Genomic DNA, 18,664 nt, shown 5'->3' on the forward strand with positions numbered 1-18,664 from the left:
TTTGTACTGTTCAATAAATTTATTCATTTCTTATTCTTTCAAGATCATGAAAAACAAGAATCAAAAACTGTGGATTAAATCCTTACTACTTACGGCATCACTTGTAGTAGGCGCAACAATGGGTCAGTCATTAGTTAATGAAGCCCAGGCACTAGGCAAAGCTGCTGAAGCAGCAGGTTGTCTTAAAAGCAGCAATCCAAATACAATGAATTATTGCTGCGCCTGTGGAGGAAGTAGTTGTTTTGGCGTTTGCTGTTAGCTAAAAAAATTGTGAGGATTTCATAGAATCCTCACAATAACTGTACTCTAAATCTATTTCCACATGAATTTATGTAAGTTTTATAAAATCTTTACGATTTGGCTTATTATATGCTGTATCTCGTATGCTTGTAATAGTAATAATAATGACAGTAATAGTCAATTCTATACATCATCTGCATCACAAAGTAATGTACAGAAAAATGGCAAACTAACATCTATATCAGTAGATATTTCATTAAAGGGTATAGTGAATTATTCTGACATTTTCTCTAATATAGACTATAAAATACTATCTTCTCCTAAAGGTATATTAGTTGGTAAAGTAGATAAGTTAGTAAATGCAGATAGCTTATTCTTTCTAAAGTCTAATGGAAAAATTTTTATTTTTACCTATACCGGTCAATTCTTATCAAAAATCGATCAACAAGGAGAAGCCCCAAACCAATATAGAGCTATTACAGATTTCATAGTCGATACCAAAAACAAAAAGGTTCAGGTATTAGACAATCACAGTTTCTCTGTATTTGAATTTAATTACAAGGGTCAATTAATTAGAAACTGGAAACATGGAATATTGTCTTTTCAGTTTCAACAAACCTCGCCGGAAGAGTATTTGTTTTATGCAGATAAAGAGTTGGTTTCAAGCTATAATGGCAGGTTTTTGCTGTACAATAAGCTTAAAGAGCGCGTTCTATCTTACTACCTTCCTATCGATAAAAGAAGAATAAAGTATGAAGGTTTTTTAGATGTCAATAATTTTTACAGATATAAAAATGAACTGCTTATCTCCTGTTCAGGAAATGACACTATCTTTTCCTACAAGTCAGGAATAATAAATCCAAAATACGTCTTTAATTTCGGCACTAAGGCAGTATCAAATGATTTCTACGATAAGAATATGGAATCCGTCGTAGATTTCAATAACGCACGCATAAAAAATGAATTTGCTGGCCTATACTATAATTCCTTCGCCGAAAATGACAATATATTAATCACTCAAATTGTTCAGGCTAAATCAGTATACTATTTGTGGTTTAATAAAAACAAACAAAACTATTATCTTATAGATCAATTTGCGGATGATCTTGTATTTAAAGGCACACGCATCCGCGTTGGTGAAACATTTCCAATGTATTTCAGCGATAAGAAAGCGTTCAGAATTCTGGAGCCGGAAGTTGTTATAAACACCTTAGACTCTATCAGAAAATCTTCTTCAACCGATGGATGGAATAAGTTAATCAGTACAAATTCGAATATAGCACTTCTTCATAAAAATGTTAATTTGACCTCCAATCCAGTCATCATGATAATGACTTACAAATAATAAGAACGATGAAAAACATATACATGTCGGCTTTATTCTTAATGGGCTTGGGTCTTGCTGTTAGCTATTCTATCAATAATAACAAACAGAATAAAGAACAATTATCGATTCTACAAAAAAATATTGATTTCAACAGTAACCGATTAAAAGCCTCCCATGAGCTTAGACTATTGGAGTTTAAAAACAGGCTATCACGAATAAGTTCTACAAGTTTATACAAAAAAATTACAGGCGATTTAGTAACATCATCTGTATTGTGTAACAATGGAGAAAAGCTGATTTTTTCTATTCCTGAAAGTGTTTGTAATACTTGCCATGAAAATACATTTAAACAATTGGAAAAAATTTCAGAATCAATAGACCCGAAAAATATACTTGTGCTGGTAGATAATTCAAAATTAAGAAGTACATACGTAGAGTTTCAGGAAAGAAAAAGCAATATAAACGTAATGGGTGTGAATTTTAAAGAGTTAGGATTCGACATTCACTACGTTCCTTTTTTCTTTATCTTATCACCCGATTCTTCAGTTAAAAACTTATTCGTTCCAAACAGTTTCGATCCAGAACTCACGTTCAATTACATTGAGGTAGTTAAAAAAAACTATTTTCAATTATAGATGCCTGTTTTAGAGATGCCGTTATGCGCGTATGACTCTGACCAAACCCAACTCAAACAGACTGCATCTGAGATTGGCTGAATCCCTTGTCTATGCACCTTGTGCCATAATTATAACTCACTCGCTGCTACTTGCTAGTTGCGGCGGATTCGGGTTGTTGGCCAGTTGCCAATCAGCTACGTCGACTACCGAAAAAGCTGATACGCTTTTACTCCATCATCAAGCCATTAATCAATCGCCTGCCGTCCGTAGTCGGGCGGCCTTGTCAGGTACGTTCACCCTTGCAACGGCGGCGACTGGCCTGCTTCGCGCACAGGCTCAAAGTAAACTTAGCTTTCGCATTAGCGGTACTATCAATCAGATTACAGTTCGTAACGGAGGTGGTGTAGCGGCCGGACAGGTGTTGGCGCGGCTAGATGATCGCGATCAGCAGATGGCCCTGCGGGTGGCGCAGGATCAGGTACGTGAGGCGCAGGCCCAACTGCGCGGGCTCATTGCCGAGTATGGCGGTACTGAGCTGGATACGACCAGCCTCACGCGCAATGCCCGTGCGTTTGTGCTCACCAAAAGCGGCTACTACCGCGCCCAGACTGCCCTGGAGCAGGCACGCCAACAACTCGACTACACGGTGCTGCGGGCTCCCTTCGCAGGGCGCGTGGCCAACCTGTCGGCCAAACCGTTCAACTTCATCACGTCTTACGAACCGTTCTGTACCCTGTTAAGCCGCGATGGCCTGCTGGTGGATTTTTCGGTGCTGGAGAGCGAACTCGCCGCCGTGCAATTGGGGCAATCGGTGCGGGTGCTGCCCGTGGCCCTGCCCCAACGTACCTACGCCGGGCGCGTTTCCGAGATCAACCCGCTCGTAAACGGGCAGGGGCTGGTGCTGGTGAAAGCCCGCCTCGACCGGCCCGACGCGGCCCTGTTCGAGGGCATGAACGCCCGCGTGGTCATCGAGCGGCGCATCGCTAATCAGGTCATTATTCCTAAGTCGGCGGTGGTGGAGCGGAGCGGGCGCAAGGTGGTGTTTACCGTCGAAAAAGGCCTGGCAAAGTGGCACTACGTAACCATCGCCCACGAAAACGAAACCGAGGTAGCCATCAGCGAGGGGCTGAGGGCGGGCGACCAGGTGCTGGTGTCGGGACACGTCAATCTGGGCCACGATGCGCCCGTAACGGTGCAGCAACCATGATCCGCTACCTGCTACACCGGCCCATTGCCGTGTGTGTGGTTACGCTGGCGCTCACGGTGCTGGGCATACTGGCGTTCAGGCAGTTGCCCGTATCACTGTTGCCCGATATTCCCGTCCCCGAAATTACGGTGCAGGCCAGCTATCCGTCGGCCTCGGCGCGGGAGTTGCAACGCATTATCGAGCAGCCCTTACGCAATCAGTTGGTGCAGGTGGCCCATGTAGACGACATCAACAGCGTAACGCAGGACGGCCTCTCGGTGCTGACGCTCCGGTTCGCCTACGGCACCAACACCCGGCTGGCGTATCTGGAAACAAACGAGAAGATCGACGGTATTCTGAACCAGTTGCCCCGCGATCTGGAACGCCCCAAAGTGATCAAGGCCGGGGCGGGCGATATTCCGGTGTTTACCCTCAACGTGTTGCCGGGGCGGGGTTATCAGAACGACTTTCTGGCCCTGAGCGAGTTGGGCGAAAACGTGCTGAAACGCCGCATCGAGCAACTGCCCGACGTAGCCCTTGTGGACATGACGGGCGGGTCGCAGCCAGAGGCCTTAGTGCAGGTGGATGCGGGCAAGCTGGCCGGTCTGGGCCTGAGCGAACAGCAGGTGGCCGAAGCCATTAAACAGGCAAACGCACAACCGGGCAATTTCAGCGTACGCGAAGGACCCTACCAGTACAACATCCGGTTTTCGTCGGTATTGCGCACCATCGACGACATTGGCCGCATTGCCCTTGTGGTGGGTGGCTCAGGTACGTCTGGTGCCCTGGCGCAAAACGACCCGCGTGTGAGCTACTTTGCCGATAACGTACTGAACGCCCAGGAAAGCCGCCTCGACGTACCCCGGCGGTTGCTGGCTCTGCGCGACATAGCCACAATCACCCTGCGCGAACAGCCGCTGCGCGGGGTGTATACATTCAATGGCAAGCGGGGGCTGGGGCTGGCGATCATCAAGCAAAGCGACGCGCAATTGCTCAACCTGCGCCGCGAGCTGGGTACGTTGCTGACCCAGTTCAAAACCGATTACCCCCAACTCGATTTTGCCCTGAGTCAGGATCAGACCGAACTGCTCGACCTGTCGATCAACAACCTGATTAGCAACCTGCTGACGGGCGCGTTTCTTACCTTCTGCCTCATCTTTCTATTCATGCGCGACTGGCGAATACCGGTACTGGTGGGGCTGGTTATTCCGGTGTCTATTGCCATTACGTTTCTGGGCTTTTTTCTGCTGGGGTTATCCATCAACATTGTGTCGCTGGCGGGGCTGGTGCTGGGCATGGGCGAAATTGTGGACAGTGCCATCATCATTCTGGAAAACGTTGAAGACAAACGCGACGAAGGCTTATCCGTCGATGAAAGCTGCGTAGCCGGGGCCGACGAGGTTATCCGGCCGCTGTTTACGTCGGTGCTAACCAACTCGGCAGTTTTTCTGCCCCTGTTGCTGCTCAGTGGCCTGGCGGGTGCCTTGTTTTTCGATCAGGCCGTGTCGGTATCGCTGGCGCTAGGCATTTCGCTGTTGTGTTCCTACACGCTGGTGCCCGTGCTGTATTTCCTCATATACCGGCACCAGCAAACGCGGCAGGTGCTTCCGCCCACGCGCGTTACCCGCTGGCTGGAGGCAGCCTACAACGCCACATTCAGGGCAGCATTCCGGTTCAAGTGGGGCCTTGCTGTGGGGCTGGGTACGTTGCTGGCCGGGGCCGTCTGGATGGCGGGCCGGATCGACAAACGGGGTATGCCCGATGTGAGCCGCACCGAACTCGAAGCGTTTATCGACTGGAACGAACCGCTCACCGTAGTCGAAAACCAACGCCGCATTGGGCAGCTTACGGGAGGATTAACACCCGCGCCGGTCTATGTGAGTGCGTTTGTGGGGCAGCAGCAGTTTTTACTGAACCGGCAGTTGCAGCAGACCGAAAACGAAACGATGCTTAGTATCAGGGCCAATTCCGAAACCGACTTCAACCGCCTCTCAATCCGCTTAACGGAACAACTTCGACAACAGTATCCGGCGGCGGCGGTCACGATTCAACCCGCGCGCAACGTGTTCGAGCAGGTGTTTGGCACGGCTGAGCCACCACTGCGTTTACATGTCTATAACACACAGGGTCAGCAGCTTCCATCGCCCTCCGTGGCCACCCACATCGGGCAATTGCTGGCGCAGGCAACCACTTCGAGCGGTTCGCCGGGGCAGCCGGTGCGACAACAAACACAACTGACCGTTCAGTTGCTGACTGAGAAACTGCTGATCTACGACGTACCTGAAGACCTGGTGGTGCAGACCTTGAAAACGGTTTTCAACAACAACGCCATCAGCAACCTCCAGGGCGAGCAACGGTTTATGCCTATTCTGCTATCAGGGCCAACCCGGCAAACCGACTGGCAAAACACGTTTGTGTATAACCGGCAAAAACAAGCCGTTCCATTGCGCAGCCTCATCACCGTTACCCCCACCACCGACTATGCCGTGGTGTATGCCGACCATGAAGGTCCCTTCGTCCCGTTCGATTTCGAGACCGATTCACACACGGCCCCTCAGCTACAGCACCGGGTGGGCGCGGCGTTGCAGACCGAACCGGGCATCCTGCTCAGTTGGTCGGGGCGGTATTTCCGCGACCGAACGTACCTAACCGAACTTACCAGCATTGTGGCCGTGGCCATTGCACTGCTGTTCTGCATTCTGGTGGCGCAGTTCGAGTCACTACAACAGCCGCTGATTGTGATGCTCATTGTGCTGCTGGGGCTGGCCGGGGCCGTTTGGGCGTTGTACCTCTTCGGCAACAGCCTCAACGTGCTGTCGGCCATTGGCATGGTGGTCCTGATTGGGCTACTCGATAACGATTCGATCCTGAAAATCGACACCATGAACCGGGGCGCATCCACCATGTCGCTGCGGGAGGCCATCTGGCTGGGCGGGCAGCGGCGGCTGAAATCGCAGATCATGACATTCATGACCACGGTGCTGGGCCTGCTGCCGGTATTGTTCAGTGGCGGCCTTGGCTCGGAGTTGCAGCAACCCCTGGCCCTTGCTGTCATTGGTGGCATGTGTGTGGGCGTGCTGGCCTCCTGGACGGTGATTCCGCTCCTCTACTGGTGGCTGGCCCGCCGCAGGCAACGTACCTGAGACAAAAAACAGCCCCGCCTCTGGCACAGAAGCGGGGCTGTTTGGGCAAAAGTGCAGAACGTTATTGACGAGCCACCTTGTTGCACCGATCCGTGATCAGCTTGTAAGCCTGAACGTACCCAAGCTCACCGGCACGGCTTAGATCACCACAACCCGCTACTTCATCGCCACCATCGTACCGAATGATACCCCGCAGGTAGTACGCCTCGGCGTGGCGTGGATTCAGTTTTACGGTGCTATTGCAATCGATCATGGCCCCTTTCTGATCGCCCAGCGACGAACGGATGATACCCCGGATAAAATAAGCTTCTGAATTAATTGGATTCAGTTCAACAGCCCGGTTCAGGTCGAGCAGAGCGGGTTTACCATCACCGGTCGAGTTTTTCAGAATACCCCGAACCATGTAGGCATCGGCCCGGTCTTCGCTCAGTTCGGCTACTTTGTACCGCTCCTGCACCACCGTGGCCAGCAACGGCAGCAGATTCTGCGTGATAAATTCGCTGTAATACGATTTGGTTTGCAGGCTCCGGTTATCCATCTCGATCGACTTATCGAGATCGGCTAGGGCTACTTTAGTGTTTCCCGACCGGCTTCGACAGAAACCACGGCTGAAGAACGCCCTGAAGTGATTGGGGTTCAACTCCAGCGTTTTGTTGTAATCGGCAATGGCATTGTCGAATTCACCCAGGCGGGTTTTGACCAGGCCACGCTTGTAAAACAGATCAGCATCCTGCGGGCTAAGTTCGATGGCCCGCGAAAAATCGGCCAGCGACCCTTTGTAATCTTCCAGCTTGAACCGGGCGTAGCCACGTCCAGCCAGGGCGTTGGTTTTGTTGGGTGCCTTTTCCAGGGCCAGGCCAAAATCGGCCAGTGCGCTTTTGAAATCGGTCAGGCTATTTTTACAATTCCCTCGGGCGGTCAGTATGTTTGCGTCGTTAGGTGCCAGCGTTGCTGCCTTGTTGTAGTCGGTCAAGGCACTGGCCAGGTAGTTCATCTGCGACCGGCAAAGGCCCCGGTTGTAGTACAGGAACGCATCATTCGGGCTCAACTCAATCGAGCGGTTGAAGTCCTGCATCGCCCCCCGGTAATCCTCCAGTTTAGAGCGACTTACACCCCGATAGAGATACGCGTTGGCATCCTGCGAATTCAGTTCGATAGCCTGATCAAGATCAGCAATTGATCCCTGAAGGTCATTCAAACTGCTCTTGGCCAACGCCCTGTTGTAATAACTTGGTGCATTTTCCGGATTCAGAATAATGGCGGTAGTAAAAGCCTGGAGCGCACCGGTGAAATCCTTGGCGTTACTTTTCTGAATGCCTTCGTTGAAGAAATCAACGGCGGTTTGTTGACCCAGAGCAACCGACGATAGCAGCAAACCAAGACTTGCTGTGCAAAGGGATACGTAAATTTTTTTCATTTAGGCTGTTTAAAATAGTTCACACTTATTTTGTTAGGGATTCAAATCTATGTGGCTTACCTGTTACGAACAAGTTGACACTATTAAATTTTTATATATAAAGTGTATATATTTATATATCTATAATACCCATAGAATTAAAGCTTTTCAGTTTTTTAACGCCTCAACATCATCCATAGCCTGACAATCTGTCAGCCAAGTCGACTGAATCTTTGTACCTTTGCGGTATCGACTATGACCAGACGAGACACGCCTGTCTCTAGACTATATTATGGAACGCATTGCTGAATTAACCATCCTGTCGACCAACGATAAAGAACCTGTTGACCTGCCCCGCACCTCGGTTGATGAACTGGCCGAAGGCAAAAAGCGGCTGTACATTGAGAGCTATGGCTGCCAGATGAATTTCTCCGATTCGGAGATTGTGGCGGCCGTTATGCGCAATGCCGGGTTTGCGACCACATCGTCGGCCGAAGACGCCGACCTTATTTTCCTGAATACCTGTGCCATCCGCGATAATGCCGAACAAAAAGTTCGGCACCGGCTAAAGCAACTCAACACGTATAAGAAGAAGAAGCCCGAACTGCTGGTTGGTATGCTGGGCTGCATGGCCGAACGGCTGAAAACCCAGCTTCTGGAAGAAGAACAGATTGTTGACATTGTGGCCGGTCCTGATGCGTACCGTGATATTCCCAAGCTGGTCGACGAAGCCGAAACGGGTCAGAAAGCCGTAAACGTTTTTCTATCCCGTGAAGAAACATACGCCGACATTGCGCCCGTCAGATTAAACTCAAACGGCATCACGGCGCTCATTTCAATCATGCGTGGGTGCGACAACATGTGTAGCTTCTGCGTGGTGCCATTCACCCGTGGCCGCGAACGTAGCCGCGATGCCGACAGTATTGTTCGCGAAGCGGAACAACTCGTTGCCGACGGCTACAAGGAAGTAACGCTCCTTGGCCAGAACGTAGACTCGTATAAGTGGCGGTCGGCCGATGAGGAAGATGTCACCTTCGCCGCTCTGCTGGCACGTGTGGCGCGCATCAGTCCCGACTTGCGGGTACGCTTCTCAACTTCGCATCCTAAAGACATCACCGATGAGGTACTGTACACCATAGCGCAGTACGACAACATATGCAATTATATTCACCTACCTGCCCAAAGTGGTAACAGTCGGATTCTGGAGTTGATGAACCGTACCTACAACCGGGAGTGGTACCTGCAAAAGATCGACCGTATTCGGGCCATCCTGGGCGAAGACTGCGGCATCACGCACGATATGATCTCGGGGTTCTGCTCCGAAACCGAAGAAGAACACCAGGATACGCTCTCGCTGATGCGATATGCCCGCTACGACTACGGCTACATGTTTGCCTATTCGGAGCGGCCAGGTACGTTAGCGGCCAAAAAATACAAAGACGACGTACCTGAGGCCGTAAAAAAACGACGCCTCGCCGAAATCATCGACCTGCAGTTGCAACTGTCGCTGGAACGTAATAAACGTCATATCGGGCAAATCCATCGGGTGCTGGCCGAAGGGCCCTCAAAACGCTCGGACGCTGACCTGTCGGGCCGCAACGACCAGAACAAAGTGGTTGTGTTTCCGAAGGGTACGTACCAGAAGGGAGATTATGTCAACGTGCTTATCACCGAGTGCTCGTCAGCCACGCTGATTGGAACAATAGTTAGTCATTGAGTAGTCATTCGTAGTCATTCGTAGTCATTGATCGTTTTCAAGGCCCACACCATGAATGACCACTTAATGACCACGAATGACCACTTAATGATCTTTTTAATGAATATACAGGAAATCCAGGCAGCTAAAAATCGGTTCGGCATCATCGGCAATGCAGCCGCCCTGAACTACGCGATCAGCGTGGCAACGCAGGTGGCCGCTACCGATCTGACCGTACTTATTACGGGCGAAAGCGGGAGTGGTAAAGAGTCGTTCTCCAAAATCATTCATAGCCTAAGTGCCCGTAAACATGGGCAGTTTATTGCCATCAACTGCGGGGCGATCCCGGAAGGAACCATTGATTCTGAGCTATTTGGTCACGAAAAAGGCTCATTTACCGGTGCCGTTGATCAGCGGAAAGGCTATTTCGAAACCACCAACGGCGGCACCATTTTTCTCGACGAAATCGGAGAGATGCCTCTGGGTACGCAGGCTCGCCTGCTGCGCGTGCTTGAAAACGGCGAGTTTATCCGCGTAGGCTCGTCGAAAGTGCAGAAGACGGATGTGCGTGTGGTAGCCGCTACCAACGTGAATCTGCTGGCTGCGGTTGAAAAAGGACGCTTCCGCGAAGACCTCTATTACCGGCTCAACACCGTTCCGATTTTTGTGCCGCCCCTCCGTGAACGAGGCAACGACATTGACCTGCTCTTCCGCAAATTCACCACCGATTTTGCCGAGCGTTACCGGATCAAGCCCATCCAACTGACCGACGATGCGAAACGGATGCTGCTGAATTACCCGTTTCCGGGCAACATCCGGCAGTTGAAAAACTTCGCCGAGCAGATATCCATCCTCGAATCAGAACAGAACAAACCGATCGACAGTGAAGTGCTGGCCAGGTACCTGCCCAGCCCCAAGGCACCGGGTAGCTCGTCGATGGCCCTGACCGCCTCAGGGACAGGGCCCGCCGATTCTTTTTCGGAGCGCGAACTACTCTATAAAGTATTGTTTGATATGCGCCGCGATATGAACGACCTGAAAAGGCTCGTTCGCGATGTGCTGAACAACGAAGCATACGGCCCTCAGGTGCTCAACAATCACCGCGACCTGTTTGAGTCGGTGGGGGGTGAAGGCACCAACGATTATGCCGATGCTGGCGCGCGCGAGCCGAATTACGCCCGCTTGCTGCCCGATGGTAGCCGCCCCGCCAGTGCAGCTCCGCGTCCCGCCGCGCCTGCTTACGAACCCGACTATGGCCACCCTGCGGTAGAGGTCTACGACGACACGGATGGCGACCTCAACGAGGCCACCGTTGAAGATGTGAGCCACGAAACCGAGGAAGACGATTCGCTGTCGCTGGAGAAGAAAGAGAAAGAGATGATTGTGAAGGCGCTTCGCCGGAACAACAACAAACGGAAATACGCCGCACAGGCACTCGGCATTTCAGAACGCACACTCTACCGTAAAATAAAGCAGTATGAAATTGATGAAGAGTAGGCAGTTAACAATGATCAATGATCAGTTATCAACTGTTCTTGACCGGCTGCCATCTATCAGTAGACTAGTAACATTTCTGATCGTTGTTAGTTGTTCATTGATCATTGAAAGCTGCGGCGTTTACTCGTTTTCGGGCACCACGCTTTCACCGGATATCAAGACCGTTACGATCAATAACTTCACGCTGCAAACGGCGGGTGGGCCGGCCAACTTACCACTGAATCTGACCGAGAAACTAAAGGAATATTACCAGCGCTACACCAACCTGAAAGTGATTCCGTCGGGGGGCGATATGGCATTGGAAGGGACTGTAACGGGTTATGACCTGATTGCGGTGGCTCCCACGGCCAATGACCAGGCCGGGCTCAACCGCCTTCAGATTACGATTCAGGTACGTTTCACCAACGCCAAAGACGATACCAAAAGCTTTGATCAGGCGTTTTCGTTCTATAAAGATTTTCCGCAGAACCAGACCCTCAGCCAGAATGAAGGGCAATTGGTACCACTCATTCTGGATCAGCTTGTGCTCGACGTTTTCAACAAGACTGCCGCCGACTGGTAACCGACAGTAAGCAAGCGGCGGGCCACTGTGAAAAATGCCGAGTTCTTTGTAGCTTCGCCAATCCCAGTGACACCAAGCCTCGTTCATGCCGCCAATTGATAAAGAAACCTTTTCGTATTGGGTAACCCACCCCAATGATCTGACTGCCGCTGACTTCCAGCAGTTGCAGGACAGTCTGGTGGAATACCCCTATTGTCAGGCCCTGTATACGCTGACGGCAAAAGCCGCTTCCATGCATCAGAAAGGGCAGACGGTTCCGCTTGTTCGGCGGGCAGCAGCCCACGCGCTAAGCCGAAACGCGCTGCGCAAACTGATCGATAACGAGTTCCAGTGGTCTGATAATCTGTTGCTAAAGCTGAACGAACTGGCTTCGCGGCAGGTGCCTATCCCCGACGATTACCAGCATGAGAGTTACGCCCTTTACCGCAACAAACCGGGTGTGGCGGGAAGCATGCCCATGTCGTTGCTCTCTATTCCGAAGCTGTCTTTTACCAATCCCGAATCGTTGGGCCTGGCCGAATCAACACCGCCCGTTGATGATCCGACCCTGGCCGAAGAAGCGATTCATGCTGAACTGGCCCTGGAAGAACAAGTGGCGACCGAAGAAGACAGCAACGCCGCCCGGCAGCGCATTATGGACGAAGACCGGAAGCGGCAACTGGAAATCATTGAAAATTTTATTCGCAACGAACCGCGCATTGCGCCCGTTCGCGGTCGGCTGGGCGAGCCCGCCGAACAGGAAGATTTGGCCTTACGCAGCCAGCCAGCACCAATAGTTGGTGGGCTGGTGACCGAAAGTTTCGCCAAGATTTTGTGCAAACAAGGCAAGTATAGCAAAGCCATAGAGATTTACGAGAAACTGGCCTTGAAAAACCCAGATAAAACCGCGTACTTTGCGGCCAAAATCAGTGAAATCAAAGAGGCACAACCCATTGCCGGTAGCTGAGAAAGACATCGCCACTGTATAGTTAACCGTATTAACCAAGTTCATGGTAACCACAATTATTGTTCTCATTTGCATTCTGACCGTTCTGTTGATTCTGGTCGTATTGATTCAGAATTCAAAAGGCGGCGGCCTATCGGGCGAACTCGGTGGCCTTGGCTCAAACCAGTTGATGGGCGTTAAAAAAACGACCGACGTCGTTGAGCAGATCACCTGGGGCCTCGGCATCGGCGTGATGGTACTGGTTCTCTCTACATACGCGCTCGTCGACAAAACGGGTGCTGGCCTGATCAACAGTGCCAACGTTGAGCGCGCTGCTACCAAGGCATTGCCAGGCGCGGCAATGGCCCCGGCTCAGAACCGTCCTGCTCCGGCGCAGGCTCCTGCACCAGCAGCGGCGGCACCCGGCAACTCAGCGTCGGCTCTACGCCCCTAAGCGAAACGCATTTACTTTCCATGCAGAACCCCACCTGAGCAATCGGGCGGGGTTCTTCGTTTTTACGCAGTTAATTCGTGAATAGGCAACTGGTCAAGTGGTTCCTGACGCTCAATTAATTGCCTACCAACCAGTTAACTAATCACCCAATTACTAATTACCTAAGCAAGCCCCAACCAGAATACCATCAGCCAGAGAAGCCCGAAACTGATGATCAGCGACAGGTTGACCAACGTACCGGCCACGCGAGAGTCGAAATTGAACTCGTCGGAAAAAGGGAGCACGGTCATACCTACTGGCAGTAGGCAACAGACCGTGAGTGTGGTACGGAGCAGGGTTGGGTCGGGCAGTACGACATAGAGCAGGGCGATGGCCGCAAAGCAACCGGCGTACCGTAGTGCCAACAGCCGGAAAATGGCAAACTGCTGCGTTTTTTCTAACTGGAAACTCAGGTAAATACCCAGCAGCAGCAGCACAAGCGGCTTGTTCGCCTTAGCCAACGTATCCAGCGCGTTGAACGCTACTGGTGGCAAGTCAATCGAAAGCACGTTGAGCGTTAAGCCCAGCAGCATTCCCAGGAATGGGGGCAGGCGCATAACCCGACGTAGTATGGCCCCAACCGGTGGCCTGTCGACGCCACCCGAAGCAAAATAATAGCCGATTGGGTAGACGATCCCGAAGATAACCACGGTGTTTCCGATATCATACAACACCGCATAGACCAGTGCGTCGCGCCCCCAGATACCCTCGACAATCGGAAAGCCGAACAGGCCGATATTGAACGCACCGACACCAATGGTGAGTACGCCCCGCAACCGAACAGGCTGGTCGGCAAGCATGAACCAGGCGAGTAGCAGTAACGCACTGCCCAGCCCTATGCTGACGAATGGAATAGCAACCAGGGCAGCCGTCAGCGGCACGTGCAGGGTTGACACGATCATCAACGCCGGGAAGGTGGTGTGCATCAACAACCGCGATACAACTTTACCGTCCTGTTCACTGATAACGCCCCAATGCTTCAAAGAGAAGCCCAACCCAACGATGCACAACGTGACTAAAAAAACCAGATTGGCCTGCTCCATAGGGGAAATTGGTTAAATGGAATTTGGGTATTGGTTGAATGGTAATGAGGAATTAGGGGGTTGGTAGATTGGGAGAGTGGTTATTGACCAATACCCCGATTTACCAATCCCCTGATCCCCGATTACCATTCAACCAATACCCGGTCCACCAATCAAGCCTGCATGAATGCCTTTGCTTTGCGGATGTTCTGGTTTACCCGGTCAGTTTCGATCAGACCATCGCGCAGGCGAACGATACGGTGGGCATACTCGGCAATGTCTTCTTCGTGGGTCACCATGATCACCGTGTTCCCTTTGCTGTGAATCTGGTCGAACAGGTCCATGATCTCATACGACGTTTTGGAGTCGAGGTTACCCGTGGGTTCATCGGCCAGCAGAATACTCGGGTCATTGACCAGTGCCCGCGCCACCGCCACCCGTTGCCGCTGACCACCCGACAATTCGTTGGGGCGGTGACCGGCGCGGTTTTCAAGGCCCACATTTTTCAGCGCAAGCATCGCCTTTTCGGTACGATCGGCTTTGTTGAAGCCAGCATAAATCAGCGGCAGGGCCACGTTTTCGAGCGATGTCTGGCGCGGTAACAGGTTGAAGGTCTGAAACACGAAGCCAATTTCTTTGTTACGAACTTCGGCCAGCGCATTTTCCGTCATGTTACTCACATCCTGATTGTTCAGAATGTAGCGGCCCGACGTGGGCGAATCAAGGCAACCCACGATGTTCATGAGCGTGGATTTACCCGAACCCGACGGCCCCATGAAGGCTACGTACTCCCCTTTCTGCACCGAAATAGTGATCGATTTCAGGGCATCGATCACTTCGCTACCCATTATGTACCGCTTGGCTACTTCGCTGGTTTCAATAATATTCATGTTGCCTGATAAAATGACAGTATAATTTGTCGGTTTGGTTAGGCTGCTCCCGCAGCAGCGGCCCGCCGACGCCGTTGAAAATAGTTGCGGATAAACAGGCCGGTCAGCACAACGATGTCTGCTTCGGGTGAGGGTAGGTCGGTACTAATATCGCCATGATCGGCCAGAAATTTCCGGGTCAGGCTGTAATTCACGACTTCCTTATCGTCGGCGTCGGTAGCTCCTTCGCGAATCATAGTCCATTCACGCATGAGCATGTTATGGCGCTTCCAGGTGTAGACCGTACCGTTTTCGAGCCTGAGTTCCGCCCGTTTGCCAAAGTGCAGCGTGATCGTAGCAATAACACGATTATTAGCCTTCATATCATGCACATTCACGGAATGGAATAGAAATCCGGTTACGTCGTAGCGGAGTTGTACAGCATGCAGCGATGCAGCGACATCACGCTCAAAGACAGCCCTGTGTAGGCGGCCGACTTCCACGCCGTTTTCCAGTAGATGTACTTCCCGGCTAAATGCCTCTTTGACCCAGCTCAACGTAGTTGCCATGCGCGGTGATTTACGAACGTGGGCTAAATTACATCACTGCACAAAGGCGTTACGGTCGTTTTCGATAGCCGCTATTTTTTGCTGATAGGCTACCGCAAACGCCTGATAGTCGGCGGGTGAGTCGGCAACCTGTAATTGCACCATCCCCTCTTCGGCGTATTCGAACAGGCTCTGATCGAGGCAAAGCAGGACGTAGCTCTTCAGCAAAGCGGGGTTGTTACCGTTATAAGGCAAGGCCTGGCGAACAGCTTCGTAGGCGGGTCCAATCCGCTTTATCGACCGCAGAAACTGGCTGGCTTCCGCTACGATCGGCCCTTGGGCGGGTGCCAGTTGCAACGCCTGCTCATACGCCTTGCGCGCGTCGGCGGGGCGTTTTGAGGCGGCAAAGGCACTCCCCCGCAACGCCTCGACCAGCGCCCGGTGCGCAGGTACGAAGAAGGCTTTCGCCAGTGAATCGGTAGCCGCCGCCTTTTTACGGAACGCCGCAATCTTCACCGCCGACAGGTTTTCAAGCGACCGGGCGAAGGGCGTGAGTTGGCCGGGTTGACCCATCTGGCTCAGAATCATCTGGGCGTAGAAGTATTGCCGGGTTTCCAGGTACGTATCGATCAGGCTGGCTCCGGCAACGGTTTTCAGGCTGGCATCGCGGATCGTTTCCCAGGTACGTCCCCGATTGGCATCGTCGGGGCGATAGGTGACGTAAAACGCCTTTTCCAGATCTGTTTCGGGCTTCTTTTCGTCATAGAGCACCTGCTCAATGCCGCGAAGACTACTATCCTGCCTGACAGCCGTTTGCCAGAAAGGCCGAGCCGCCGCCAGCTCGCCCACTTTAGTGAGCGCAACCGCCCGGTAGAAGGTCGACAGCGTGTCGGAATTCAGCGCAAACGTTTGGGCAGCCAGTTTGTGCAGTCCCTGTTCGGTCTGAAGCAGGCCAAGGGTAGTGCGGTAGGCCGCCGCACGTTTGGGGTCAGTCGTAGCCAGTTGATTCAACAGGTCGAAGGCTTCGGGCTGTTGATTGGCGCGGTACCGGCCCAACGCCAGCCCAAGCAACAGGTCGTCGACCAGTTCCTGATTGGCCGGATTGAGGGCGGCACGTTGCAGGCGATTCAGCAGGGTGCTGTCTGGATTTGGTGCCACAAACGCGTAGTTGTAAAGCGACGCAAACTGACCGGCATCAAGCACAGGATCGGGCGCGGCACTGGCTAGCCATTCGGGCGGTGCCGGCAATGTGGTGTCGCGGGGGGAAACAAGGCGCAACGCCAGTTTATTGGCCTCGAATGCCGGATCATCGCGCGTTTCTACCTGGCCGATAAGGGCTGAATCGGCGGCGATCACTTCCGGGTTGCGGGCGTACAAACCAAGCAGATTGGCCAGCGGAACCTCATCGCGCCGGGTATGCGCCACCGCCGACTGCGAATAGTAATAAGCCGAATCGGCAATGGCGGTTTTGCCATAGAGGTAACCCAGATTCGTTCGCAGTTCACCGCTGTTGGGAAACGTCTGTATACCTCGTTGCAACGTCTTGATGGACTCGAAAAACAGGTTTGTTTGCCGGTACGTGTCGCTCAGCCCGGCGAAGGCCTGGGGTGAAGGCTGCTTTAAGAGTGCTTTTGAGAAAAAGAGAGCGGCCGAGTTCTGGTCATTCCGCGTCAGGGCGATCGAAGCCAGCGCGTAGTTGGCTTTGTGCTGCTGAAACTCTTCGGCGATGGATTCCTGATAATAGGTCTGCGCCAGATCGACCTGGCTTTCGGCCAGATACGCGTCGCCCAGGGCAGCAAGCGTGGCTGCGTAACCTTGTCGCACCGTGAAATAATCGCCGCCCGCCACCATGCCTACCATTGCCACTAACCCGGCCAGCCGAAACAGCGGCAGATCGGCCATGCGGGCTTTGTAGATGACCCGATGCACCGGCAGGCGCTGCTGATAGATGGGCCAGAAGTTCAGGACCGTGTATAAGACAAAGGCCAGACCCATTCCGAAATGGCTGTACACAATAGCGTCTTCAAAGACCTCGATCAGCGGGTCATTGGCCGTGGCAAAGGCATAGGCCATCGTTAGCGTCGCCAGAGCGGCTACCCCCACATAAAGGCCCGCCCCCGCCTCGCGAAAAGAAAGCAGTTCCCGCTGCTCGACCAGGCGGCGAAAACCCCAGATGCCCAGCACAACCGACGTACCCACGATTAAAAACGGACTGATCGTGGTTACCTGCCAGTCGATCACTTTGGTGTTCTGCAACCAGATCAGCAGCAGATTCAGCAGATACAGTATGCTGATAAAGAGAAAGTTAAAGATTCCCAACGGTCGGCCAGGTACGTCGGTATCCCGGCTTTGCCGACTGACGCTGGTCAGCCAGACCATGCCAGCGATGATGTCGATGGCGATGAAAGCGATGAAGGCAATGCTCACAATGACCAGGCCGGGCAGTGCGTAACTCAGCAGCACCATCGCCGGATTAATGACTGATCCAGCCTCGGCAGAGCGGGCTGTGCCCAACGTAATACCTACGGCCACCCCGGCCATCAATCCCATAAAAGCCAGCAGCCGGGGCACGAAACCAACCTCCGTTCGGAACGCGTGGAAGTAGAAACTGACGCCGCCGAACAACGTAGTCAGCCCTAGGAACAGCCATTTCCCTGAGCCGCCGGGCAATCCCAGCGTTTCGAACCGGCAAACAGCGAGCAACAAAATAAACGCACCCATTGCCAGCCGGTAGCGCAACGCTGGCAATCGACAGATACCCGCCAGCGAAAACGACAGCGCAACGCACAACCCCGCTACGGTACCAGTGGCCACGAACGGATATACCTGCATGGGCGAGGCGATGAACTGGCCCGCTACTGTCTGCACCTGCCCCTGAATAGGGTACGTGAGCAACCCGTCGGTGAACTGATACAGCGTGGCAGGCAGGCTAACGAGTTCGTTCAGCACCTCCCAGCGCACTACGTTTTCAAGGCCGCGGTACCCGGCCAGTGCCAGCCAGCCAAGCGATATACCTAATAGAACAAGCCCGACCACGTAAGTAACGCGTTCGGGCTTCGTCCAGATTTTCCAGAATTGTAACGACATATTATATCAACGAAAAACGACCTGCCGAGGCGTATACTGTTGGTGGAAACAGGCGA

At 52.4% G+C, this 18,664-nt stretch carries 15 protein-coding genes; 10 read left to right on the forward strand and 5 right to left on the reverse strand.

The genetic code is table 11. The annotated features are described in order from the left end of the window. Positions 1-46: 46 nt before the first annotated feature. The 5 genes from ACFE8Q_RS23590 to ACFE8Q_RS23610 all read left to right on the forward strand — a co-directional run bounded on the left by ACFE8Q_RS23590 (position 47) and on the right by ACFE8Q_RS23610 (position 6,513). Positions 47-259: a hypothetical protein gene (locus ACFE8Q_RS23590; RefSeq protein WP_375447899.1), complete on the forward strand. Its 213-nt coding sequence runs from the start codon at positions 47-49 to the stop codon at positions 257-259. A 63-nt stretch (positions 260-322) separates the two neighbouring features. Then, positions 323-1,585 carry a 6-bladed beta-propeller gene (locus tag ACFE8Q_RS23595; RefSeq protein ID WP_375447900.1) on the forward strand — a complete coding sequence of 421 codons (1,263 nt, stop codon included), beginning with the start codon at positions 323-325 and terminating at the stop codon, positions 1,583-1,585. A gap of 8 nt (positions 1,586-1,593) precedes the next feature. Then, positions 1,594-2,202 carry a hypothetical protein gene (locus ACFE8Q_RS23600; protein WP_375447901.1) on the forward strand — a complete coding sequence of 203 codons (609 nt, stop codon included), beginning with the start codon at positions 1,594-1,596 and terminating at the stop codon, positions 2,200-2,202. A 73-nt stretch (positions 2,203-2,275) separates the two neighbouring features. Further along, positions 2,276-3,391 (forward strand): efflux RND transporter periplasmic adaptor subunit, encoded by a 1,116-nt coding sequence (locus ACFE8Q_RS23605; protein WP_375447902.1) that lies wholly within the window; start codon positions 2,276-2,278, stop codon positions 3,389-3,391. Continuing rightward, positions 3,388-6,513 (forward strand): efflux RND transporter permease subunit, encoded by a 3,126-nt coding sequence (locus tag ACFE8Q_RS23610; protein ID WP_375447903.1) that lies wholly within the window; start codon positions 3,388-3,390, stop codon positions 6,511-6,513. The genes ACFE8Q_RS23605 and ACFE8Q_RS23610 overlap by 4 nt, the downstream gene beginning before the upstream one ends. 61 nt (positions 6,514-6,574) lie before the next feature. Here the strand turns inward: ACFE8Q_RS23610 and ACFE8Q_RS23615 are convergent, their stop codons facing one another. Continuing rightward, entirely contained in the window at positions 6,575-7,930 is a 1,356-nt protein-coding gene (locus ACFE8Q_RS23615; RefSeq protein WP_375447904.1) for a tetratricopeptide repeat protein, read from the reverse strand. A gap of 271 nt (positions 7,931-8,201) precedes the next feature. Here ACFE8Q_RS23615 and miaB point away from each other — a divergent pair, with 271 nt between their 5' ends. The 5 genes from miaB (at position 8,202) to secG (ending at position 13,043) form a co-directional block, all read left to right on the forward strand. After that, on the forward strand, positions 8,202-9,626 hold the full coding sequence (miaB, locus tag ACFE8Q_RS23620) for a tRNA (N6-isopentenyl adenosine(37)-C2)-methylthiotransferase MiaB (protein WP_375447905.1): 1,425 nt from the start codon (positions 8,202-8,204) through the stop codon (positions 9,624-9,626). Positions 9,627-9,725: 99 nt separating this feature from the next. After that, positions 9,726-11,102 (forward strand): sigma-54 interaction domain-containing protein, encoded by a 1,377-nt coding sequence (locus tag ACFE8Q_RS23625; protein WP_375447906.1) that lies wholly within the window; start codon positions 9,726-9,728, stop codon positions 11,100-11,102. Positions 11,103-11,199: 97 nt separating this feature from the next. Next, a complete protein-coding gene (gene lptE, locus ACFE8Q_RS23630; RefSeq protein WP_375447907.1) occupies positions 11,200-11,664 on the forward strand; it encodes an LPS assembly lipoprotein LptE in 465 nt (154 codons plus the stop codon). 85 nt (positions 11,665-11,749) lie between these two features. Continuing rightward, positions 11,750-12,610 (forward strand): hypothetical protein, encoded by an 861-nt coding sequence (locus tag ACFE8Q_RS23635; protein WP_375447908.1) that lies wholly within the window; start codon positions 11,750-11,752, stop codon positions 12,608-12,610. 43 nt (positions 12,611-12,653) lie between these two features. Continuing rightward, complete coding sequence (gene secG / locus ACFE8Q_RS23640; protein ID WP_375447909.1) at positions 12,654-13,043, forward strand: preprotein translocase subunit SecG; 390 nt, start codon at positions 12,654-12,656, stop codon at positions 13,041-13,043. Positions 13,044-13,204: 161 nt separating this feature from the next. Here secG and ACFE8Q_RS23645 read toward each other — a convergent pair whose 3' ends face one another. The 4 genes from ACFE8Q_RS23645 to ACFE8Q_RS23660 all read right to left on the reverse strand — a co-directional run bounded on the left by ACFE8Q_RS23645 (position 13,205) and on the right by ACFE8Q_RS23660 (position 18,608). Continuing rightward, the gene (locus ACFE8Q_RS23645; RefSeq protein WP_375447910.1) at positions 13,205-14,125 is read right to left on the reverse strand and encodes an AEC family transporter; all 921 of its coding nucleotides are present in this window, start codon (positions 14,123-14,125) and stop codon (positions 13,205-13,207) included. Positions 14,126-14,277: 152 nt separating this feature from the next. After that, positions 14,278-14,994: an ABC transporter ATP-binding protein gene (locus ACFE8Q_RS23650; RefSeq protein ID WP_375447911.1), complete on the reverse strand. Its 717-nt coding sequence runs from the start codon at positions 14,992-14,994 to the stop codon at positions 14,278-14,280. Positions 14,995-15,032: 38 nt separating this feature from the next. Next, entirely contained in the window at positions 15,033-15,542 is a 510-nt protein-coding gene (locus tag ACFE8Q_RS23655) for a hypothetical protein (RefSeq protein ID WP_375447912.1), read from the reverse strand. Between the two features lie 33 nt (positions 15,543-15,575). Then, entirely contained in the window at positions 15,576-18,608 is a 3,033-nt protein-coding gene (locus ACFE8Q_RS23660) for a hypothetical protein (RefSeq protein ID WP_375447913.1), read from the reverse strand. Positions 18,609-18,664: the final 56 nt, after the last annotated feature.

The organism is uncultured Fibrella sp. (assembly GCF_964250085.1).
Lineage (GTDB): Bacteria > Bacteroidota > Bacteroidia > Cytophagales > Spirosomataceae > Fibrella.

Excerpts from the sequence above, each read along its gene's own strand:
- ACFE8Q_RS23590 (WP_375447899.1), top strand. The coding sequence starts at position 47 with ATGAAAAACAAGAATCAAAAACTGTGGATTAAATCCTTACTACTTACG.
- ACFE8Q_RS23595 (WP_375447900.1), top strand. The coding sequence starts at position 323 with ATGAATTTATGTAAGTTTTATAAAATCTTTACGATTTGGCTTATTATA.
- ACFE8Q_RS23600 (WP_375447901.1), top strand. The coding sequence starts at position 1,594 with ATGAAAAACATATACATGTCGGCTTTATTCTTAATGGGCTTGGGTCTT.
- ACFE8Q_RS23610 (WP_375447903.1), top strand. The coding sequence starts at position 3,388 with ATGATCCGCTACCTGCTACACCGGCCCATTGCCGTGTGTGTGGTTACG.
- ACFE8Q_RS23615 (WP_375447904.1), bottom strand. The coding sequence starts at position 7,930 with ATGAAAAAAATTTACGTATCCCTTTGCACAGCAAGTCTTGGTTTGCTG.
- miaB (WP_375447905.1), top strand. The coding sequence starts at position 8,202 with ATGGAACGCATTGCTGAATTAACCATCCTGTCGACCAACGATAAAGAA.
- ACFE8Q_RS23625 (WP_375447906.1), top strand. The coding sequence starts at position 9,726 with ATGAATATACAGGAAATCCAGGCAGCTAAAAATCGGTTCGGCATCATC.
- ACFE8Q_RS23635 (WP_375447908.1), top strand. The coding sequence starts at position 11,750 with ATGCCGCCAATTGATAAAGAAACCTTTTCGTATTGGGTAACCCACCCC.
- secG (WP_375447909.1), top strand. The coding sequence starts at position 12,654 with ATGGTAACCACAATTATTGTTCTCATTTGCATTCTGACCGTTCTGTTG.
- ACFE8Q_RS23645 (WP_375447910.1), bottom strand. The coding sequence starts at position 14,125 with ATGGAGCAGGCCAATCTGGTTTTTTTAGTCACGTTGTGCATCGTTGGG.
- ACFE8Q_RS23650 (WP_375447911.1), bottom strand. The coding sequence starts at position 14,994 with ATGAATATTATTGAAACCAGCGAAGTAGCCAAGCGGTACATAATGGGT.
- ACFE8Q_RS23655 (WP_375447912.1), bottom strand. The coding sequence starts at position 15,542 with ATGGCAACTACGTTGAGCTGGGTCAAAGAGGCATTTAGCCGGGAAGTA.
- ACFE8Q_RS23660 (WP_375447913.1), bottom strand. The coding sequence starts at position 18,608 with ATGTCGTTACAATTCTGGAAAATCTGGACGAAGCCCGAACGCGTTACT.